Here is a 19,467-nt window from a genome sequence, read left to right as displayed (position 1 = left end):
TCTGATCCGATGCCGAGCATGCCGCGCCTGTCAGGCTTTCGCGTTGAAGTGGACCTCCGCTGCGGACGGCTGGCGCGCCGGGCACTCGCGCTGCTGCTGGCGCTGGCCGCCGTGCTGTGGCTGCCCCGCGCGGCGCAGGCACAGGTGATCGAAGCCACCGAGGCCCGCGTCGAATACCAGGACGGCGGCTTCGAGCTTGCCGCCAGCTTCGACTTCGACCTGCCGCCCGCGCTCGAGGACGCGCTGCACAAGGGCATCTCGCTGTATTTCGCGGTCGACTTCCAGCTGTCGCGCTCGCGCTGGTACTGGTTCGACGACAAGCCGGTCAACACCACCCGCAGCGTGCGGCTGTCGTACCAGCCGCTGACACGCCAGTACCGCATCTCCACCGGCGGCCTGCAGCTGCCGTTCACGCGGCTGAAGAGCGCGCTGCAGTTTATCCAGCGCGTGCGCGGCTGGCGCGTGTTCGAGCGCAACGCGGTCAAGCCCGGCGAGACCTACAACGCCGAAGTGCGCATGCGGCTGGACCTGTCGCAGTTGCCCAAGCCGTTCCAGATCAACGCCGTCAACACGCGCGACTGGAACCTGGCGTCCGACTGGCGGCGCTTCACCTACACCGTGCCGACCGACCTGAGCGCGCCGCCCGCGCCACCGCCGCAGCCGCCGGCACCGCCGCCCGCGTTGCCCGCATCGCCCGCGCTGCCGGCCTCGCCGACCCTGCCCGCGCCCGCACCGTCTCCGGCCTCGATGCCGGCCGCGGCCAACGAGCGTGTCCTGGTGGAAGGACGCGGGCTGTATCTGCAGGCCGCGTCGTACGCGCTGTCGCCGGCGATGCTGGCGCAGCCCGCGCCGGGCCAGCCATGAGCAACCCGTTGTGGGACAGCCGCTTCCGGCGCGTGCTGTACCGCGTCGTGGCCGGCATCATCGTGTTCCTGGCGCTGGTGCTGGTGGGCCTGCTGGCGGGCGCGTCGGCCAATACCGAATTCTTCGATCGCTATTTCACGCTGCTGTTCAAGGTGAACCTGGTGATCGGCGCGCTGCTGGTGCTGACCGTGGGCGCGCTCGCGGTCACGCTGTGGCTGCGCTATCGCCGCGGCAAGTTCGGCACGCGGCTGATGACCAAGCTCGCGGTGTTCTTCGGCGTGGTGGGCGTGCTGCCCGGGGTGCTGATCTACCTGGTGTCGCTGCAATTTGTCTCGCGCAGCATCGAGTCCTGGTTCGACGTGCGCGTGGAAACCGCGCTCGAGGCCGGACTGAACCTGGGACGCTCCACCATCGACGGCGCGCTGGCCGACCTGCAGGTCAAGGCGCGGTTGATGTCCGAGCAGCTGGCCGGCGCCTCCGGCGTGGCCACCTCGCTGCAGCTGAACCGGCTGCGCGAGCAATACGGCGTGCAGGAAGCCGCCATCTTCACCGGCAGCGGCCGCGTGCTGGCATCCGCGTCCAGCAACTATGCCTCGCTGGTGCCGGACCTGCCTTCCGGCGTGCTGGCGGAACAGGCGCGGCTGGCGGGCGGCTATGCCGCGGTCGAGGGCGGCACCGATCCGTCGAGCGATGGCGGCCAGGCGGCCGAGCGCGTCGACAGCAGCCACCTGTACCGCCTGCGCGTGATCATCCCGCTGGGCGCGGCACCGGGGCCCGCGCAGGATACGGTCGGCGCCGCCAGCGCACCGCGTGCGCTGTCACGCTCGTCGCGCTGGGCCGGCTCCGGCCTGTCGGTCGAGCGCAGCCCGGAAGACTCGCCGTCGAGCGGCTTCGGCCTGGTCGGGGAGACCGTGCGCGAAGAGCGCTACCTGCAGGTGCTGCATCCGGTGCCGGCGGTGCTCGCGCGCAATGCCGACGAGGTCCAGCGCGCGTACCAGGAATACCAGGAGAAGGCGCTGGGCCGCACCGGCCTGCGCAAGATGTATATCGGCACGCTGACGCTGACGCTGTTCCTGGCGGTGTTCATCGCGGTGATGCTGGCGCTGCTGCTCGGCGGCCAGCTGGCGCGGCCGCTGTTGATGCTGCTGCAGGGAACCAAGGAAGTGGCCGAGGGCGATCTGTCGCCCAAGCGCGAGCTGAAGAGCCGCGACGAACTGGGCATGCTGACGCAGCAGTTCAACCAGATGACGCGCCAGCTGGCCGAGGCGCGGCTGGCGGTGGAAGAAAACCGCGCCGCGCTGGAGCAGTCGAAGGCTTACCTCGAAAGCGTGCTGCAGAACCTCACCGCGGGCGTGCTGGTGTTCGACCGCCGCTTCGTGCTGATCACCGCCAACCCCGGCGCCGAGCGCATCTTCCGCCAGCCCTTCGGCGCGGTGATGGGGCTGCCGATGGAACAGATCCCCGGCATGGGCGCGTTCGGCGAGATCGTGCGGCAAGCCTTCTCGGACCAGAACACCAGCGAGGTGCTGGGCGGTGCCGAGCACTGGCAAAAGCAGATCGAACTGCCGCAAGGTGAAGAGCAGCCGCTCACGCTGCTGGTGCGCGGCGCGCGCCTGCCCGGCGGCGAGCGCGACGAGCCCGGCTATGTGATCGTCTTCGACGATATTTCCGATGTGATTTCCGCTCAACGCTCGGTGGCGTGGGGCGAGGTCGCTCGGCGCCTGGCGCACGAGATCAAGAACCCGCTCACGCCGATCCAGCTCTCGGCCGAGCGCCTGCAGATGAAGCTCTCGCCCAAGCTCGAGGGCACCGATGCCGACGTGCTCAAGCGCGGCGCCGCCACCATCGTCAACCAGGTGGCCGCGATGAAGCGCATGGTCGATGATTTCCGCGACTACGCGCGCACGCCGCCGGCGGTGCTGCAATCGCTGCAGCTCAACAGCCTGGTGGCCGAGGTGCTGCACCTGTACGGCATCGACGATCCGGCGGTGCACGAGCACCCGGTGATCCATCCGACGCTGGGCAGTGCGCTGCCCGAGATCAAGGGCGACCCGACGCAGCTGCGCCAGGTCATCCACAACCTGCTGCAGAACGCGCAGGACGCTGCGGCGGAGAACGTCGCGGCCGGTAGGGCGGCGCCCCATATCACTCTGCACACCGAGACTGTAGAATACAAAGATTCTGCCGGCGAGAACCGGCAGGCCGTCAAGCTCACCATTGCGGACAATGGTCCCGGTTTTGCACCACGCATCCTGAGCCGTGCGTTCGAGCCTTATGTGACCACCAAAGCCAAGGGCACCGGTCTCGGGCTCGCGATGGTAAAGAAGATCATTGACGAACACGGCGCGCGCATCGAACTGCGCAATCGCATGGAAGGTGCCGAGATCGTCGGTGCGCAGATCTCGATCCTGTTCGTTAAACTGGCATAGTCAACATTGGCGTCCGGTCCCGGAACGCTGCGGTGGGGTTAAGAGGGGAAGTATGGCAACCATCCTCGTAGTCGATGACGAAATGGGAATCCGGGAGCTGCTCTCGGAGATCCTCAGCGACGAAGGCCATGTGGTCGAACTCGCGGAAAACGCGCAACAGGCGCGCGATTACCGTGCGGCGGGCACGCCCGATCTCGTGCTGCTCGATATCTGGATGCCCGATACCGATGGCGTCACGCTGCTCAAGGAGTGGTCCGCGCAGGGACAGCTGACCATGCCCGTGATCATGATGTCGGGCCACGCAACCATCGATACCGCGGTCGAGGCCACCAAGATCGGCGCGCTCAATTTCCTGGAAAAACCGATCGCGCTGCAGAAGCTGCTGTCCGCGGTGGAACAGGGCCTGGCCCGCGGCATCGAACGCCCGCGCAGCAGCGCCACGGCCGCCGCGGCACCCGCCACCGCGCCGACGTCTGAGCCCGGCACGGCCGCCGCCACGCCCGAGACCACTGCAGAAGCCGCACCCAACGGCAGCCCGGCGCGCGTGCCTGAAGCCGAGATGCAGTTCTCGTTCGACATGCCGCTGCGCGAAGCGCGCGACCTGTTCGAGCGCGCCTATTTCGAATACCACCTGCTGCGCGAACACGGCAGCATGACCCGCGTGGCCGAGAAGACCGGGCTGGAGCGCACCCACCTGTACCGCAAGCTCAAGCAGCTCGGCGTCGAACTGGGGCGCAACAAGCCGGAGCCGGCCGAACACTGAGGCAGTGCCGTACATGACGCTTGACTGGCTTTGAAAGACCAGTTATAGTTTCGCTTCTTTGGCCCGGTAGCTCAGTCGGTAGAGCAGAGGATTGAAAATCCTTGTGTCGGCGGTTCGATTCCGTCCCAGGCCACCAGAACAGGAAAAGCCCGGCTCTTGCAGCCGGGCTTTTTGCATTGGGCGCTCACTGTGCGCGCCATGCCTTCCGCGCTCTCCGGCGACACATCTGCGCAGCCCCTGACGACCCACGGCAGCCATTTTGCGCGGCGCGCAACACCCAATCCAGAAATAAAAATCTTCTACTTGGCACCCGATCCATGTCTCTCTACGATGCCCTGACACGCCGCCGCCAGGCGGGCGGGCCAGGCCGGCCAAGCCGCATCCCAAGTCTTATATAAAGCAGATACGCCGGCCCGGGCCGATACCTTTTCACCGGGGGTTCGATGGACACACTGATCGGGACGGACAAGCAGTGGCCGCCGCAGAGCGCGGCCGGCGAGCGTGGCTTGTGGAAGAGCACCGTGGCGGCGGCCAGCCAGGCGCTGGGGGCGGCGGGGCGGATGCAGCAAGCGGTATCGCAGACCCTGAAGCTGCAGAACAAGATCCGTGCGCTGCGCGACGAGCTGCATCAGATGGAAGCCGAGCGCGATGTCTACCGCGAGCTGCACGCGCGCACGGTGGAAGAGCTGCACCAGGCCATCGACCGTAGCCCGGCGGAGATCAAGCGGCTGCGCGCCGAGACCGAGGCCATGCAGGTGCGCCATCGCGCCTACAAGCTGCTGGTGCAGCACTACATGCGCGCGGGCACGCCGATCGATCCCGCCGTGTTTGCCGAACAGCGCAGCCGCGTGCAGCAGCACATCCTGTTCCAGCGCCGCAAGGGCATCCCGGTGGCGAATATCGTGGTCGAGGATATTGCGTTCCTGTTGCGCTGAATTGCGTTGAACGGCGCGATTCGAAACCCGGCGTCAGCACACAACAACGTCAGCGCGCATTGACGCGTCCGGGCCGGGTCGGAACACTGTCGCGACCGCGGGCGCAGCCGCTGCGCCGCGGCGTTGTCATGCTGATGGCAACGACCTGCCACCGTTCGAGGCGTCGTCTCAGGCGACGTTGTCCATCTTGCTGCTGCGCGCTATCCCCATCGTTTTCGCCACCGGCCCCGACCCAAAGCGGCGGGCCGGCCTTGCTCCCGCCCATGCTTCGCGCCGCAGCACCGGCGCGGCGCAGCGATGAGTACGCTGGCGCGCCGCCTGGTGGCGGAAGGACTCGGCACCGCGCTGCTGGTGGCCATCGTGGTCGGCTCGGGCATTCGTGCCGAGCGCCTCGCCGCCGGCGATACCGCGCTCGCACTGCTGGCGAATTCGCTCGCCACGGGCGCCGGGCTGGTGGCCTTGCTGGTGTCGCTGGGGGCCGTCTCGGGCGGGCATTTCAACCCGGTGGTGAGCTTGTCGGCGCTGGTGCAGGGCACACTGGCCCCACGCGATGCGCTGCGCTACGTGCTGGTGCAGCTGGCGGGCGGCGTCTGCGGCGTGCTCGCGGCGCATGCCATGTTCGGCGAGCCGGCACTGGCGTGGTCGGCGCAGAGCCGCACCGGCGCGTCGATGTGGTGGAGCGAGTTTGTGGCGACCTTCGGCCTGGTCGGCGTGGGCATCGGCACGTTGCGCAGCCGGCCGCAGCTGGTGCCGTTCGTGGTGGCCGGCTACATCACCGCAGGGTACTGGTTCACGTCGTCGACCTCGTTCGCCAATCCCGCGCTGACGCTGGCCTGCGCGCTGACCGATACCTTCACCGGGATCCGGCCGCAGGACGTGCCAGGCTTCGTGCTGGCCCAGATCGGCGGCGGGCTGGCGGCCACGCTGCTGTTCCACTGGCTGTTTCGCAAACCCGCCGCCGTGGCGCCGGCGCCGGTCGGTACCCTGAGCGGCGCGACTGCCAGCGCAACTACCAGCGCCGATTGAGCTGCACGCCGAAGATCGAGCCGCTCGGCTGCGACGCCCACGCGTCCGCCGGCGCGGTGTAGCCGATGCCATCCACGTCGCTGGCGCGGCTGTAGGTGTAGAAGGCGCGCAGGTTGGCATTGCCGGCCGACTTGCCCAGCGTCAGCGTCGGCGCCACCGTCAGCGCGGTGCGCTGGCCGCTGACGCCGAAGCCGGACGAGATCTGGTCGTGCGACACCTCGAAGTTCAGCCGGAACTGGCTGCTGGCCACGTAGGCGGGACGCAGGCGCGTGGTGGTCCATTGCAGCGTGCCGACCGGCGAACGGTCGAACTGCAGGCTTTGCTCCACCGCGCCGCTCAGCCCCCAGCGGCTCTTCCATTCGATCGAGTCGGCCACGCGCGTGCGCGACAGCGACGGTCCCATGCCGGTATAGCCGGTCATGGCATTGCGCGAACCCGAGCCAAACTGCACCCCCAGCCGGTTGGTGCCGAACAGCACGCCTTTCTGCTCGTGCAACGCCGACGCCCACCACGCCCCGCCCGGATCCTCCACCAGCGGCTGCGCTTCCACCCGCGTGAAGCCAAGCTGGACCGAACCCTGTTCATTGGTGGGGATGGGCGCGGTGCGCAGCGAGTGGTAGCTGGGCAGGTTCTGGCCGTTCTGGTCGGCGCGCGCGGTGTACTGGTAGTTCAGGCCGATATCGCCGATCAGCCTGGCGTTGTCAACGCCAAAGCGCATCGCCGTCGAATTGGGCGGCAGCAGGCCGGACGACATCAGGAACGGCGCGTTGTCGCGCCGGCCGGCCCACATGGTAGCGCCGTCCAGCACCGCCAGCCCGCTGACCGCCGTATAGAACTGTGGCACCAGCGCATAGGGATCGATCGCCGCGGGGCGACCATTGACGGTGGTGGCGTCCGTGCCGCGCGCCTGGGCGATCAGCATCACCTGGGCGCCACCGTCGAGGTCCAGCACCGACTCGCGGATCCGGACCTCGCCCGCGCTGCGGCAGGCCAGCCCGCTACCGATGCCGCTCGACAGCGCGCCGCCGGGGCAGGCGCGCATGGTGGACGAACGATCCTCGACCGCGGCGCGGCCGCTGTAGCTCAGGCGCCACACGGACTCGCCCGCCGGGTCATCGGCGGGCAGCTGGGAATGCAGCACCGGCGGCGCGTCCGACGGGGTGCCCGCGTCCGCAGCGCCTTGAGCCTGGGCAGGCGGCGCCTCGGCCTGGAACTCGCCGAGCCTGGGCGGGAACAGCACCAGTGGCGGTGGCGGCGGGGCCGGGGGCTCGGGTGGGCCGACGAACGCTGGATCGACCGGCGGCGGGGCTCCGGCGAGGCTGGTGTCCGCCGCAGCGGGTACGGTCACACTCGCCGCGGGCGCCGCTGCCCCGGCGATCAGCGCGGCGAGCGGATCCTCCGTCGTGGCCGGCGCGGCCGATGCCGCTGCGGCGGTCGCCGCTACTGGTGGCGGGGCAGGCGCCGCCACTGACGCGGTGACGCTTGCCGGCACCGCCGGCCGCGGCGCGATGCGCGGCGGCTGCAAGGCGGCCGCGGATCCGTCCGCGCCCGTCGCCGGGGCGCCGCTCTGCGCGCATGCCGCCAGACCCCAGGCGGCCAGCACGGCAAAGCCGAGGCGGCGCAGCGGCACGCAGCGGCCCGCGCAGGGACCGGGCGGCTTCAGGGGGAGTCGACGAGAACAAGCGGGCAATTGGTACGGCAACGGGGCGATTCAGCGGGCCACAAGGATATCCGGCAGGCAGGGCTCCGGAGGCGGGACTGTTTTTTATCAGCCGAGACCATTTGACCGCAAGCCGGGTTACAAAATCCATCACACCGTGCGGCGTCTCACAATACGAAAAACAGCGAAAATGGCGCATTCGACTAGCGAAAACCCGCACTTGCGCGGGGCCCCGTGCCGAAAGGGCCACCGCTATAATCGGCTGGCTTGTCTTTCGGGTAAGACAGCCCTCGGCCGTGGGCGCGGTACCAGCGTCTGGCATGCAGGGCACGCCGCCGTGCCCGTTCGCCACAGGCACTGCGCTGCGCAGGCCGCCGTTACCCCGTCGGCCGGTGCGTCACGGTCCGGCGCGCGGCCTCATGCAAGCCGTGCGCCCGCATCCGGATCAATATCTATAAGAGGAGAAGTGGAGATGGAACGTCGTTCCTTTCTGTTGAAAGCGTCGGCCGTGGCTGCCACCGGGGCACTGGCCGCGTGCGGCAAGGGTGAAGAAAAGGCAGCGCCTGTCGCCGCCAGCGGCCCGGCCGCGCCGGCTGTCGTGGGCAGCAACCCTGCCGTGGAATGGCGCCTGGCCTCGAGCTTCCCCAAGTCGCTCGACACCATCTTCGGCGGCGCCGAGACGCTGTCGGCCCGGGTCCGCGAACTGACCGACGGCAAGTTCAACATCAAGGTCTTCGCCGCCGGCGAAATCGTGCCGGGCCTGCAGGTGCTGGACGCGGTGCAGAACAACACCGTGCAGATCGGCCACACCGCCGGCTACTACTACTTTGGCAAGAACCCGACGCTGTGCTTCGACACCACCGTGCCGTTCGGCCTGACCACGCGCCAGCAGAATGCCTGGATGCTACAGGGCAACGGCATGAAGCTGATGCGCGAGTTCTTCAAGGAATACAACGTCGTCAATTTCCTGGGCGGCAACACCACCGCGCAGATGGGCGGCTGGTTCCGCAAGGAAATCAAGACCGTGGCCGACCTGCAGGGCCTGAAGTACCGCATCGCCGGGTTTGCCGGCGTGGTGCTGTCGCGCCTGGGCGTGGTGCCGCAGCAGATTGCCGGCGGCGACATTTACCCCGCGCTGGAGAAGGGCACCATCGACGCGGCCGAGTGGGTGGGCCCGTACGATGACGAGAAGCTGGGCTTCTACAAGGTGGCCCCGTACTACTACTATCCGGGCTGGTGGGAAGGCAGCGCGCAGCTGTCGTTCTACGCATCGGCCAGCGAGTTCGAGAAGCTGCCCGCGCTGTACAAGCGCGCGCTGGAAACCGCCACTATCGAGGCGCACACCGCCATGACGGCCAAGTACGACACGGTCAACCCGCAGGCGCTGGCACGCCTGCTGGAAAACGGCGTCAAGCTGCGTCCGTTCTCCAAGGAGATCATGGAAGCGTGCTTCAAGGCGACCCAGGAGTCCTACGCCGACGAAACCGCGAAGAACCCGTCGTTCAAGAAGATCTACGACGACTGGCGCGTGTTCCGCAACAACCAGGCCGCCTGGTTCAACGTGGCCGAGCAGGGCTTCGCCCAGTTCAGCTTCGCGCGCAAGCTGTAAGCCGCGTGGCGCCCGGGCAACCGGGCCCGCCGCAAACCCCATGGTCCTTCGGGAGCATGGGGTTTTTTATTGGCGGCGGCCGCACGCGGCGCGCGCCGGCGGGGATGGCGCGGCCCCGGTAGAATCGCCGGCATCGATCGGAAAACCTTATGCAACTCGGCATTCTCTACGCCCTGCTGGCGTACCTCATCTGGGGCCTGCTCCCGCTCTACATCAAGTCGCTGCCCGGTATCGCCCCCATGGAGATCCTGCTGCACCGGATGGTGTGGTCGCTGGTCTTCCTGGGGCTGATCCTGGCCTGGCGCCGCCAGTGGGCGTGGCTGGGCCAGGTGGTCAGGGACCGGCGCCTGTTGCTGTCGTTTGCCGCCAGCGCGGCGCTGCTGTGCGCGAACTGGTTCCTCTATATCTGGGCGGTGTCGGCCAACCGCGTGGTCGACGCCAGCCTGGGGTATTTCATCAATCCGCTGTTCAGCGTGCTGCTCGGCGTGGTGTTCCTGCATGAGCGCCTGCGCCGGGTGCAATGGCTGGCGATCGCGGTGGCGGCGGCCGGCGTGGCCTGGCTGACGGTGGCGGCGGGGCAGCTGCCCTGGATCGCGCTGGGCCTGGCCGCCAGCTTTGGCGGTTATGGGCTGTTGCGCAAGACCGGTGCGCTGGGCGCGCTGGAAGGGCTGTCGCTGGAAACGCTGCTGCTGTTCCCGCTGGCCGCGGCGGCGCTGGGCTGGCTGTTCGCCACCGGCCAGGACAGCTTCACTCACGCAGCGCCGGGTACGCAGTGGCTGCTGTTGCTGGCCGGGCCGGTGACGGCGGTGCCACTGCTGTTTTTTGCCGCCGGCGCGCGGCGCATTCCGCTGTCGCTGCTGGGTTTGCTGCAGTACACCGGTCCGACCCTGCAACTGCTGCTGGGCGTATGGCTGTGGCACGAGCCGTTCCCGGCGCAGAAGCAGGTGGGGTACGCGCTGATCTGGCTGTCGCTGGCCTTGTATGCGGCCGAAGGGCTGTGGATGAATGCGCGGCAGAAGTCCGCCGGCATCCAATCGATCAATGAGACGACGTGAAAAACGATATCTGCTATTCATCCCGCAGATAATATCCAGCTAGCCGCTCCCCATCCCGGCCGCCATGTCCGCCCCGCCTGACGCCAGTGCCGCGGTCCAGCGCAAGATCATCCATTGCGACTGCGACTGCTTCTACGCCTCGGTCGAAATGCGCGACGACCCGTCGCTGCGCGGCCGGCCGATGGCCGTGGGCGGCGCGCCCGACCGGCGCGGGGTGATCGCCACCTGCAACTACGAGGCACGCGCCTACGGCGTGCGTTCGGCGATGGCGTCGGCGCAGGCGCTCAAGCGCTGCCCGGACCTGCTGATCGTGCGTCCTGCGATGGACAAGTACCGCGAGGTCTCGCGCCGCATCTTTGCGATCTACCGCGAATACACCGCACTGGTCGAGCCGCTGTCGCTGGACGAGGCCTACCTCGATGTCAGCCTGTGCACCCACCATGCCGGCAGCGCCACCCGCATCGCCGAAGAGATCCGCCAGCGCGTGCGGGACGAGGTCGGGGTGACCGTGTCGGCCGGCGTGGGTCCCAGCAAGTTCGTCGCCAAGATCGCCAGCGACTGGAACAAGCCCGACGGCCTGTTCGTGGTCAGGCCGGCCGCGGTCGATGCCTTTGTCGCCGCGCTGCCGGTGGAGCGCATCCATGGGGTGGGCAAGGTCACCTCGGCCAAGCTGCGCCGGCTGGGGGCCGAGACCTGCGGCGACCTGCGGCCGTGGTCGCCGGACCGCCTGCATCGCGAGTTCGGCGTGTTCGGGGCGCGGCTGTACAAGCTGTGCCGCGGCGTCGACGAGCGCGCAGTCACGCCCGAACGCGAGCGCAAGTCGATCAGCGTGGAAGAGACCTATGCCGACGATTTGCCCGACCTGCAGGCGTGCCTGGCCGAACTGGAACCGCTGATCGCCATGCTGGAGGCGCGCATTGCGCGCGCCCAGGCGCATGACACCATCGACAAGCTCACGGTAAAGCTGCGCTTCTCGGACTTCCGGCAGACCACGGTGGAATGCCGCGGCCATGCCCCGGATCGCGGCGTCTATGCACGGCTGCTGGCCGAAGGCCATGCGCGCCGGGGCTTGCCGGTGCGGCTGCTGGGGGTTGGGGTGGCCACGAGCGACCGGGATACCGCGCAGCTGCAGCTGTTCGACTGAGCGCACGAATATTTACTCGATTTATCAGCGCGCAGCAATTGACCGTTCGCTGATAAATCGCATCGATACACCGGCCTACTGCAGGTCGTTGCGCATCACCAGCAGCCACGGCATGTGCGAGTTGGTGACCCCGTCGAGCCGGCCCGAATCGCCCAGCTCGATCTCTTCCATCGATACCGATTGCTGGACGTTGCCGCCGATGGCGCGCACCACGCGCGCGGCCGGATCCACGGCGACCACGATGTCGCAATGCATCGGCGTGGTGCCGAAACCAATCTCGGCAATGTCCTCGAGATAGCGGTCACGGCCGCGGCCGGCGCAGATGATGTCGCCGGGGCGGGGCATCGCCGGCACCGGCTCGATGCGGAATGCGGGATGGGGCAGGATGCCGTCGCGGGCATCGACCACGTACATCGAGTGCGACTGGCCAGTCAGGAACTGGCGCTCGTCCAGCCCAGCCTTGCGCAGGACCCATGAAACAAAGACCGCCGACCAGGCCCACGCGCCCTGCGTGACCTGCCTGCAGCCGGGCGTTTCGCCGACGATGCCCCAGTAGCGGCGCGCCAGCGTGCAGCCCAGCGGGGTGGCCTCCATGCCGGTGCCGTCCGGGAAAGAAAGGCAGCTGGCTGCCGGCGGCGGGTTGCCGTTGGTCTTGGACTCGGTATCGGTGGTGGCCACGGCAGGCGCGGCGGCGTCGGTCGGATACGACGGCGGCAGCTCGGCTGGCAATTCCGGCGCCGGCACCGGACTGTAGGTCACGCAAGAGGTGTCGTCGCGGCCCAGCCGCACCACCTGTCCGCCCCAGCGGGTCCATTCCTGGGTGGCGATCTCGACGATGCGCTCGCGCGGCGTGGCGCCCGGGCTCGTCACCGGCCGCTCAGTGTCCGGCAGCGCCCGCGCCTGCGGCCGGGCCGGCTCGATGAGCGTGGTGCAGGCGCTCAGCAGCGCCAGCAGCGCGGCCGCACAGGCGGCGCGCAGCGGCGCACGCACCTGTGGAGAACGCTGTGGAATCGGCTGTGGAAAGCGTTGTGCATAACGCTGTGGAGATCTGCGGTGCTGCGGACGGGCAAGCATGTTGGCCCCACATGGCACGGCGCCCGGCATGGCGAGTTCTGGCCAAGGCTGGACGCCCGTTGAAAGACTTGGCGCGCCATCGCCCAGGCGCGGAGCGGGCGATGCGGCGGATACTGCAGGATCTTCAGTTCACGACTGTGGATAACGTCCCCGCCTGGCGCGCGCCTGCGCCCTCGGGCACCGGGGCGGCGGCATGGCGGGGTCAGGCAATACCGGGCTCTGCAGCGCAGCCCGTCAGGATCACTGGTTGACAGCGTCCTTGAACTTCTGGCCAGCCTTGAACTTCACGGTCTTGGCGGCTTCGACCTTGATTTCTTCGCCGGTACGCGGGTTGCGCGCCATGCGCTCGCCACGCTCGCCCTTGCTGAACGTGCCAAAGCCGATGAGGCTCAGCGTGTCACCCTTGGCCACAGCGTCCATGATGGCCGACAGGGTCACGTTCAGTGCCTGTTCCGCCTTGGCCTTGGTCAGACCGTCCACCCCGGCTGCGATAGCGTCGATCAGTTCGGTTTTCGTCATGCTTCACTCCGTATCGAGTTTATAAAACACAGGCGTCCGCGGCCGGGCGGCCAGGCTGGCACCGCTCCGGCTAAGACGCCGCGGGCCACATGATACCGTGTCGGACAAGGCGCACCGGGAACAGATTGTTACCTGGTCGTTTCCGCAAGGCCGCGCCAGCACGGGGCTGGCGGCAAATCGAGGGGGTCACGTCGGGGCCCGCCAGCGGCAGGAATAGAGGCGTAAACGGCAAATGCCGTGCGCCAGGCGACTTTGGCTGCCGCAATCGGCGTGGCACGGTATACCCCCGCCAGGCGCCTGCAGAAGGCCGCTGACGGCCTTGAGACGCTCTCCGGGGGCAGGGGCACCCCGGGCGTGCTGAACGGACTGGAGGCCCTGCAGGGCTCCAATGAACTCAGATGCACTATGGTGCATGTCCAGGTCGGCGCTACAGCCAGCACTGTTCAGCGTTATTCGGCGCATGCATGCACCATCTGCCGCCGCGCTAAACCGGCATCGGCGGCATGCGCGTATACCGCGTCAATCGATCTTGCCGCCGTGTTTACGTCGCCGGTATACACGCCGCCCCATGGACAAACAGAAAGTCTCTCGCAAACCTGCGGTTTACGCCTGTCGCCTTTCGGATGATGCCTCAGCGCCGGCGTCGTTCTTTCGGTTTACCTTTTTCTTTCATGTATACAGATAGTAGTAGTAGGTAAACCCCCGCGCCCGCTGTGGAAAACCCCGTAAACATCTTTGCCTTCAAGGGTTTACGTAAACGAGAAGTGGTCTCGTCGAATGTTGGCCGAAGTGGAAGACTCAGCCCGATGGATGAGGTGCGAGCCGGACCCTCTCCGACTTATGCCCGAGGCATCCCCATGCCAGCCCCAGGCAGCCCACACCCAATCCGCGTCCTTGTCCACAGATCGGGCCCGGGTTATCCACATGCGGCTGGTATGCGAGTGGGGCGTATACCCGGTGAGCCGTTGGCCGTATACGTCGTGGGGACGCGGCTCGGGCGGCTGGCAGGAAGGCAGGGAGGTGTAGCTACGTATACGTGTCGCGGTCGCCCCGGTATCATCCCCGCTCGCGCCGGGTGGCCGGCACCGGCCACCCAGGCACAACAGGCGAAAGCACGGACAGGCAAATGGCGGACAAGGCAAAGCGCAAGGCAGCGGGCGAGAGCAGCAAGAAAACGGCGAGCGACCGGATCGAGGTGCGCCAGTCGGGCGTGCACGGCAAGGGCGTCTATGCCATCGCCCCGATTGCCGAGGGCGAGCGGGTGATCGAGTACAAGGGCGAGCACATCTCTTGGAAGAAGGCGCTGGAGCGCCATCCGCACGATCCCGGCGATCCCAACCACACCTTCTACTTCAGCCTGGACGACGGCAGCGTCATCGACGCCAAGTACGGCGGCAACCGCGCGCGCTGGATCAACCACGCCTGCGAGCCCAACTGCGAGGCGCGTGAAAAGAAGGGCCGCGTCTTCATTCACGCGCTGCGCGACATTGCCCAGGGCGAGGAGCTGTTCTATGACTACGGCCTGGTGATCGACGCGCGCTATACCGCCAAGCTGAAGAAGGAATTCGAGTGCCGCTGCGGCAGCCCGCAATGCCGCGGCACCATGCTGGCGCCCAAGGAAAAGAAAAAGAAGGCCAAGTAAGGCCGCCGCCCGCGCCGCAGCGGGTTCAGGCCACCGACCCTGCCGGCTCGCAGGGGATCCGGATCACGAAGCGCATCACCGCGCGCCGCGCGGGCGTGCTGTCCGTGGCGGTGGGTTGGGCCGCCGCGCCCGGCGCGGGCGGCACGTCCTCGATGCGGATGGTGCCGTGGTGCAGGGTCACGATCTCATGCACGATGGCCAGCCCCAGACCGGCGCCGCCCACCTGGTCGGCGCGGCCGCCGCCGGGCTCCGGCGCGCGGTCGCCGCGGAAGAAGCGCTTGAACACTTCCTCGCGCCGCTGCGGCGGGATGCCGGGGCCGTTGTCTTCCACCATCACCACCGCCATGCCGCGGTGACCCATGGCCTCGCCGCCGGCGCGCACCGTGATGCGTCCGCCCGACGGCACGTATTTCACCGCATTGTCGATCAGGTTGGACAGCGCCTCGCGCATCAGCAGCCGGTTGCCGCGCACCACGGCCGGCGCACTGCCGGTGAAGGTGGGGCCGGGCAGGATCTCGAAGCCCAGGTCGATGCGGCGCGCCAGCGCCTGCGGCACCCACTCGGCGCCGATCTCGAAGGCCAGCTCGGCCAGGTCGAAGTGTTCGACCGGCCCCAGCCGTTCCAGCGACAGCCCGGGCTCGGCCCGCGCCAGGGACAGCAGCTGGTTGGACAGCCGCACCGCGCGGTCCGCCGCGGTCTGCACCTCGCGCAGCGCATGGCGGGCCACTTCCAGCGAATCGGCGGTCTGCGCCCGGTCGGCATGCAGCTTGACCGCGGTCAGCGGCGTGCGCAGCTGGTGCGCGGCATCGGCAATGAACTTGCGCTGCGCGTCGAGCGCGTCGCGCAGCCGCGCCAGCAGCGCGTTCAGGCCGCGGATCAGCGGCGCCACCTCGGCCGGCACCTGGGTTTCGTCCAGCGCCGCCAGCGAGCGCGCGGTCTGGCGGTTGAGCTTGTCGGCCAGGATCTGCAGCGGCACCAGCTCTTCCTTGAGCACGTGCGACAGGATCAGGCTGCCGACCAGCAGCAGCAGGATCAGCGGCACCGACACCGACAGCAGGATCTCGTTGGCGGCGGTCTCGCGCCGGTCCAGCAGTTCCGCCACCTCGACCACGATCGGCCCGCGTGCGGCTTTGCCGGCCTCGCTGGTGCCGAGTTCGTCCACCGCCGCGCTGGGCAGCATCACCGGCAGCCGCACCGCGCGCACCTGGCGGCCGCTGAACCAGGCGTAGAACAGGCGCGCGTCATGCAGCGTGGTCTGGCCGGTGCCGTAGCCCAGCCAGGTGTCCATGCCGCCGATGAGCCCGTCGGGGCCGTGGATGCGCCAGTAGATGCGGTCGGTGCCCTCGGCCTCGACCAGCGTCTGCGCGATCATCGGGATGTCCTGCTCCAGGCGCGGGCCGGCGATGCGGATCTGCTGGGCGATGTTGTTGGCCACCCCGTACAGCGCGCGGTCGAACACCTGCGTGGTGTAGTGCGCCGCCAGCCAGTACGACAGCGAACCGCTGGTCAGCACCAGCGCGAACAGCGGCGTGGCCAGCGCGCGCAGCAGGTGCACGCGCAGGCTGATATTGGAGCCGGGGCGGGAAGCCTGGCGCGTCGCCGCGGGCGCAGGGCTGGCGCCGGCGGCGTCAGCCGCAGCGGAAGACGGGGGCACGTTCCGCGTTGCGATGCGGGAGGCCGTGCGCCAGGAAACCCGGGAGGAGGTGCGGGAGCGAGGCCACATTGCCGGCTAGGCCGAAGGCCAGGGCCGCGGGTCGGATCGGCGCGGCCGGAGCGGTTTCATTGTCCGGCGCGGATCTGCAGCAGGTAGCCGAAGCCACGCACGGTGACGATCTCGACGTCGCTGTCCTCGAGCTTCTTGCGCACGCGGTGCACGTAGACCTCGATCGCGGTGTCGCCGACGGTATCGCCGCCTTCGCCGGCGGGGTGGGCAAAGGTGGCCAGGTGGTCCTGCAGCTGGGCCTTGCTGACCACGCGGCCCTGGCGCTGCAGCAGCAGCTCCAGCACCGCGAACTCGCGCGGCGACAGCTCGAGCGGGCGCGCGTCGATAAACATGCGGCGGTCGTTGCCGGACAGGCGCAGCCGGCCCAGGCGCACGTCGCGCTCGGGCGCGGCCTCGCCATGCTGGCTGCGGCGCAGCAGCACGCGCACGCGCGCTTCCAGCTCGGGCAGGGCGAAGGGTTTGATCAGGTAGTCGTCGGCGCCGGCGTTCAGTCCCGAGAGCTTGTCCTCCAGCTCGTCGCGCGCGGTCAGGATGATGACGGGGGTGGTGCGGTTGCGGGCGCGGTAGCGCGCCAGCAGGGTCATGCCGTCGATGCCGGGCAGGCCCAGGTCGAGGATGACCAAATCATGCTGCTCGCGCAGCAGGTGTTCGGTGGCATAGACGCCGTCGTGGACGACGCGTACCTGGTGGCCGGCGCGGGACAGGCCGGCTTCGACGCCACTGGCAATCTGGCGGTCGTCCTCGATCAGCAGGATACGCATGGCGGCAGCTCGGGAAGGACGTTGGGCATGGCGGGCAGGCAGACAGGGGCAGGGGCCCACGGCGCACACGGCGGCGCGGGCCTGCCGCAGATTGTACTAGGCGCCGCCGCGCGCTTGCTTACGGTTAGCCTACAGCCGCCCGCCACGGCGGCCGCGCCATCAGTTGGTCACCGCATCGGCGGCGCGCTCGATGAAGTGGGCCAGGTCGATGTCGCGCTGGGTCAGGCCGTTGGCGTCATGCGTGGACAGCGTGATGTCGACCCGGTTGTAGACGTTGAACCATTCCGGGTGGTGGTCGGCCTTTTCGGCCTGGATCGCCACGCGCGTCATGAAGCCGAAGGCGGCGTTGAAGTCGTGGAAGGTAAAGCGCTTGAAGATCGCATCGCGGTCGGCGACGGTGGTCCAGCCGGGCAGTTCGGCGAGCAGCGTGGCACGGGCTTGCGGGGACAGAGGGGTCATGGTGGGCTCGATCTGGTTCCTGGAAAAAACGAAGGCCGCGCGGTGCGGACGATGCGCACCATGCGGACAGCCGGCCCGCCCGCGCCGGGGCGGCGGGCATGCCGGCATTGTTTCACAAAGCGGGGAATGGGGCAGGGCGGGGGCAGGGCGCCCCCGGTTTGCGCGCGCGGCGCTGGATCAGATGTCTTCGGTATCGGCCCAGCCTTCGCGGGTGCCGGCGCTGAGCACCTGGTCGCCCTCGGCGATGTCGCCCGCGCCCAGCGTCGGCTGGGCGCGCAGGGCTTCGTACAGCGGCGCGAAATCCGGGCGGGTGGCGTCGAACAATTGCTCGAAGCTGTCGATCACGAAGTAGGTCTTCTGGAAGGTGTCGATGCGGTAGCGCGTGCGCATGATGCGGCGCACGTCGAAGCCGATCCGGTTGGGGCTGGCCGAGTCCAGGCTGTAGATCGACTCGCCCTGGCTCGACACGATGCCGGCGCCATAGATGCGCAACCCTTGCGGGGTGCGGATCAGGCCGAATTCGACGGTGTACCAGTACAGCCGCGACAGCATCTCCAGCGCGCCCAGTCCCGCCGCCTTCAGGCCGCCCTTGCCGTAGGCTTCCATATAGTCGGCAAAGACCGGGTTGATCAGCAGCGGCACATGGCCGAACACGTCATGGAAGCAGTCGGGCTCCTGCAGGTAGTCGAGCTGCTCGGGCTTGCGCATCCACCAGCTGGCCGGGAAGCGGCGGTTGGCCAGGTGTTCGAAGAAGACCTCGTCGGGCACCAGTCCGGGCACGGCGACGACCTGCCAGCCGGTGGCGCGCATCAGGGTCTGGTTGAGCTGGTCGAAGTCGGGCACGCGGTCCTTTTCCATGCCGAGCGTGGCCAGCCCCTGCAGCAATTCGTCGCTGACGCGGCCGCGCAGCATCTCGGCCTGGCGCTCGTAGAGCTTGCGCCAGATGGCGTGGTCGATGCTGGTGTAGCGGTGCACCGGCTGGGCGATGGTGAAGTCCGGGCGCAGTTCCTGGCCCGACAGCAGGCCGGCGTCGAACTGTTCCTTGAGTTTGTCGGTCAGGGTGCCCTGGAAGGCGCCGGGGGCTTCGGTGGCCATGGCGATGGACATATTGCTGGTGTCTCCTGGAATGCGCGCTGGCTGCGTCGGCGCCAGCATGGATGCGGATTTACTGCGTAGTTTAGGCGCGCGAAGCCGCAATCTGTCCGCATAGTCAGCTAGATTTCGATGGATCATGCATATAATGCGCATCCATTGACTCAAGAATGCGGGATTCGTGTATGGCTGCCCACAGTGTTTCGCTCGATGCGTATGACCTGGCCCTGCTAAGCGCGCTGCAGGCCGACGGCCGCACCACGCACCAGCAGCTGGCCGAGCGCGTGCACCTGTCGCCCAGCCAGGTGGGGCGCCGGCTGGCGCGGCTCGAAGCCGACGGGGTTATCACCGGCTACCGCGTCAGCCTGTCGTCGCAGGCGCTGGGGCTGGGTGTGGTGGTCTTTGTCAGCGTCAAGCTGGCGCATCACGGCGACACCATCATCGAGCGCTTCCGCGAAGAGATCCTGCTGCTGGAAGAGGTGCAGGAGTGCTATTCCGTCGCCGGCGAGGCCGACTACCTGATACGCGTGGTGGTGCCCGACCTGCCCACGCTGGCGGAATTCACCATGAAGCGGCTGATGCGCGTGCCCGGCGTCGAAAGCGTGCGGTCCAACATCGTGCTGACGGCAATCAAATGCGAGGGACCGCTGCCGCTGTCGCACCTGCGCTGAAACGCTTGCCGCAGCGCGTGGCCGGTGCCTGCCGGCCTTGC

At 68.3% G+C, this 19,467-nt stretch carries 17 protein-coding genes and 1 tRNA gene; 11 read left to right on the top strand and 7 right to left on the bottom strand.

Features of this window, described 5'->3' with window-relative positions:
• Positions 1–9 precede the first annotated feature (9 nt).
• The 6 genes from CBM2586_RS16540 to CBM2586_RS16515 all read left to right on the top strand — a co-directional run bounded on the left by CBM2586_RS16540 (position 10) and on the right by CBM2586_RS16515 (position 6,017).
• Positions 10–864, top strand: coding sequence for a DUF4390 domain-containing protein (locus CBM2586_RS16540; protein WP_115688528.1), 855 nt, complete (start codon positions 10–12; stop codon positions 862–864).
• Positions 861–3,293 (top strand): sensor histidine kinase, encoded by a 2,433-nt coding sequence (locus CBM2586_RS16535; RefSeq protein WP_115688526.1) that lies wholly within the window; start codon positions 861–863, stop codon positions 3,291–3,293. The genes CBM2586_RS16540 and CBM2586_RS16535 overlap by 4 nt, the downstream gene beginning before the upstream one ends.
• A 52-nt stretch (positions 3,294–3,345) precedes the next feature.
• Positions 3,346–4,056 carry a response regulator gene (locus CBM2586_RS16530; RefSeq protein ID WP_115663514.1) on the top strand — a complete coding sequence of 237 codons (711 nt, stop codon included), beginning with the start codon at positions 3,346–3,348 and terminating at the stop codon, positions 4,054–4,056.
• A 60-nt stretch (positions 4,057–4,116) separates the two neighbouring features.
• A tRNA-Phe gene (locus CBM2586_RS16525) sits at positions 4,117–4,192 on the top strand.
• Between the two features lie 307 nt (positions 4,193–4,499).
• Entirely contained in the window at positions 4,500–4,991 is a 492-nt protein-coding gene (locus CBM2586_RS16520; protein ID WP_115663515.1) for a hypothetical protein, read from the top strand.
• A gap of 297 nt (positions 4,992–5,288) precedes the next feature.
• Positions 5,289–6,017: an aquaporin gene (locus CBM2586_RS16515; protein WP_115663516.1), complete on the top strand. Its 729-nt coding sequence runs from the start codon at positions 5,289–5,291 to the stop codon at positions 6,015–6,017.
• Here the strand turns inward: CBM2586_RS16515 and CBM2586_RS16510 are convergent.
• On the bottom strand, positions 6,001–7,647 hold the full coding sequence (locus tag CBM2586_RS16510) for a carbohydrate porin (RefSeq protein WP_115688524.1): 1,647 nt from the start codon (positions 7,645–7,647) through the stop codon (positions 6,001–6,003). The genes CBM2586_RS16515 and CBM2586_RS16510 overlap by 17 nt on opposite strands.
• Before the next feature lie 502 nt (positions 7,648–8,149).
• On the opposite strand from CBM2586_RS16510, the gene CBM2586_RS16505 reads away from it, so the two are divergent.
• From CBM2586_RS16505 to dinB, 3 genes are all read left to right on the top strand, one after another.
• Positions 8,150–9,286, top strand: coding sequence for a TRAP transporter substrate-binding protein (locus CBM2586_RS16505; RefSeq protein ID WP_092315506.1), 1,137 nt, complete (start codon positions 8,150–8,152; stop codon positions 9,284–9,286).
• Positions 9,287–9,435: 149 nt separating this feature from the next.
• Entirely contained in the window at positions 9,436–10,341 is a 906-nt protein-coding gene (gene rarD / locus CBM2586_RS16500) for an EamA family transporter RarD (protein ID WP_115688522.1), read from the top strand.
• Positions 10,342–10,405: 64 nt separating this feature from the next.
• Positions 10,406–11,485 (top strand): DNA polymerase IV, encoded by a 1,080-nt coding sequence (dinB, locus tag CBM2586_RS16495; protein WP_115688520.1) that lies wholly within the window; start codon positions 10,406–10,408, stop codon positions 11,483–11,485.
• Between the two features lie 75 nt (positions 11,486–11,560).
• Here dinB and CBM2586_RS16490 read toward each other — a convergent pair whose 3' ends face one another.
• Positions 11,561–12,559: a DUF2272 domain-containing protein gene (locus tag CBM2586_RS16490; protein ID WP_115688518.1), complete on the bottom strand. Its 999-nt coding sequence runs from the start codon at positions 12,557–12,559 to the stop codon at positions 11,561–11,563.
• Positions 12,560–12,799: 240 nt separating this feature from the next.
• Positions 12,800–13,078, bottom strand: a complete 279-nt coding sequence (locus CBM2586_RS16485; protein WP_012354324.1) for an HU family DNA-binding protein — start codon at positions 13,076–13,078, stop codon at positions 12,800–12,802.
• A 1,126-nt stretch (positions 13,079–14,204) separates the two neighbouring features.
• Here CBM2586_RS16485 and CBM2586_RS16480 point away from each other — a divergent pair.
• Positions 14,205–14,720 (top strand): SET domain-containing protein, encoded by a 516-nt coding sequence (locus CBM2586_RS16480; protein ID WP_115663521.1) that lies wholly within the window; start codon positions 14,205–14,207, stop codon positions 14,718–14,720.
• A gap of 25 nt (positions 14,721–14,745) precedes the next feature.
• Here CBM2586_RS16480 and CBM2586_RS16475 read toward each other — a convergent pair whose 3' ends face one another.
• The 4 genes from CBM2586_RS16475 to phhA all read right to left on the bottom strand — a co-directional run bounded on the left by CBM2586_RS16475 (position 14,746) and on the right by phhA (position 18,770).
• Positions 14,746–16,374, bottom strand: a complete 1,629-nt coding sequence (locus CBM2586_RS16475) for a sensor histidine kinase N-terminal domain-containing protein (RefSeq protein WP_373424209.1) — start codon at positions 16,372–16,374, stop codon at positions 14,746–14,748.
• Between the two features lie 125 nt (positions 16,375–16,499).
• Positions 16,500–17,204 carry a response regulator transcription factor gene (locus CBM2586_RS16470; RefSeq protein ID WP_012354320.1) on the bottom strand — a complete coding sequence of 235 codons (705 nt, stop codon included), beginning with the start codon at positions 17,202–17,204 and terminating at the stop codon, positions 16,500–16,502.
• A gap of 159 nt (positions 17,205–17,363) precedes the next feature.
• Positions 17,364–17,663: a 4a-hydroxytetrahydrobiopterin dehydratase gene (locus tag CBM2586_RS16465; RefSeq protein ID WP_026164049.1), complete on the bottom strand. Its 300-nt coding sequence runs from the start codon at positions 17,661–17,663 to the stop codon at positions 17,364–17,366.
• Between the two features lie 177 nt (positions 17,664–17,840).
• Entirely contained in the window at positions 17,841–18,770 is a 930-nt protein-coding gene (phhA, locus tag CBM2586_RS16460) for a phenylalanine 4-monooxygenase (protein ID WP_115688514.1), read from the bottom strand.
• A 170-nt stretch (positions 18,771–18,940) separates the two neighbouring features.
• On the opposite strand from phhA, the gene CBM2586_RS16455 reads away from it, so the two are divergent.
• A complete protein-coding gene (locus CBM2586_RS16455; RefSeq protein ID WP_018005022.1) occupies positions 18,941–19,426 on the top strand; it encodes an Lrp/AsnC family transcriptional regulator in 486 nt (161 codons plus the stop codon).
• The last annotated feature ends 41 nt before the right edge of the window (positions 19,427–19,467 follow it).

The organism is Cupriavidus taiwanensis (assembly GCF_900250115.1).
GTDB lineage: Bacteria > Pseudomonadota > Gammaproteobacteria > Burkholderiales > Burkholderiaceae > Cupriavidus > Cupriavidus taiwanensis_B.
Note: the sequence above shows the minus strand (reverse complement) of the source record. Positions and strands in the feature narration are given on the sequence as shown.

Coding starts and splice junctions, on each gene's coding strand:
- rarD (WP_115688522.1), top strand. CDS start 9,436: ATGCAACTCGGCATTCTCTACGCCCTGCTGGCGTACCTCATCTGGGGC.
- CBM2586_RS16535 (WP_115688526.1), top strand. CDS start 861: ATGAGCAACCCGTTGTGGGACAGCCGCTTCCGGCGCGTGCTGTACCGC.
- CBM2586_RS16455 (WP_018005022.1), top strand. CDS start 18,941: ATGGCTGCCCACAGTGTTTCGCTCGATGCGTATGACCTGGCCCTGCTA.
- CBM2586_RS16485 (WP_012354324.1), bottom strand. CDS start 13,078: ATGACGAAAACCGAACTGATCGACGCTATCGCAGCCGGGGTGGACGGT.
- CBM2586_RS16530 (WP_115663514.1), top strand. CDS start 3,346: ATGGCAACCATCCTCGTAGTCGATGACGAAATGGGAATCCGGGAGCTG.
- CBM2586_RS16490 (WP_115688518.1), bottom strand. CDS start 12,559: ATGCTTGCCCGTCCGCAGCACCGCAGATCTCCACAGCGTTATGCACAA.
- dinB (WP_115688520.1), top strand. CDS start 10,406: ATGTCCGCCCCGCCTGACGCCAGTGCCGCGGTCCAGCGCAAGATCATC.
- CBM2586_RS16540 (WP_115688528.1), top strand. CDS start 10: ATGCCGAGCATGCCGCGCCTGTCAGGCTTTCGCGTTGAAGTGGACCTC.
- CBM2586_RS16515 (WP_115663516.1), top strand. CDS start 5,289: ATGAGTACGCTGGCGCGCCGCCTGGTGGCGGAAGGACTCGGCACCGCG.
- phhA (WP_115688514.1), bottom strand. CDS start 18,770: ATGTCCATCGCCATGGCCACCGAAGCCCCCGGCGCCTTCCAGGGCACC.
- CBM2586_RS16470 (WP_012354320.1), bottom strand. CDS start 17,204: ATGCGTATCCTGCTGATCGAGGACGACCGCCAGATTGCCAGTGGCGTC.
- CBM2586_RS16505 (WP_092315506.1), top strand. CDS start 8,150: ATGGAACGTCGTTCCTTTCTGTTGAAAGCGTCGGCCGTGGCTGCCACC.
- CBM2586_RS16465 (WP_026164049.1), bottom strand. CDS start 17,663: ATGACCCCTCTGTCCCCGCAAGCCCGTGCCACGCTGCTCGCCGAACTG.
- CBM2586_RS16520 (WP_115663515.1), top strand. CDS start 4,500: ATGGACACACTGATCGGGACGGACAAGCAGTGGCCGCCGCAGAGCGCG.
- CBM2586_RS16480 (WP_115663521.1), top strand. CDS start 14,205: ATGGCGGACAAGGCAAAGCGCAAGGCAGCGGGCGAGAGCAGCAAGAAA.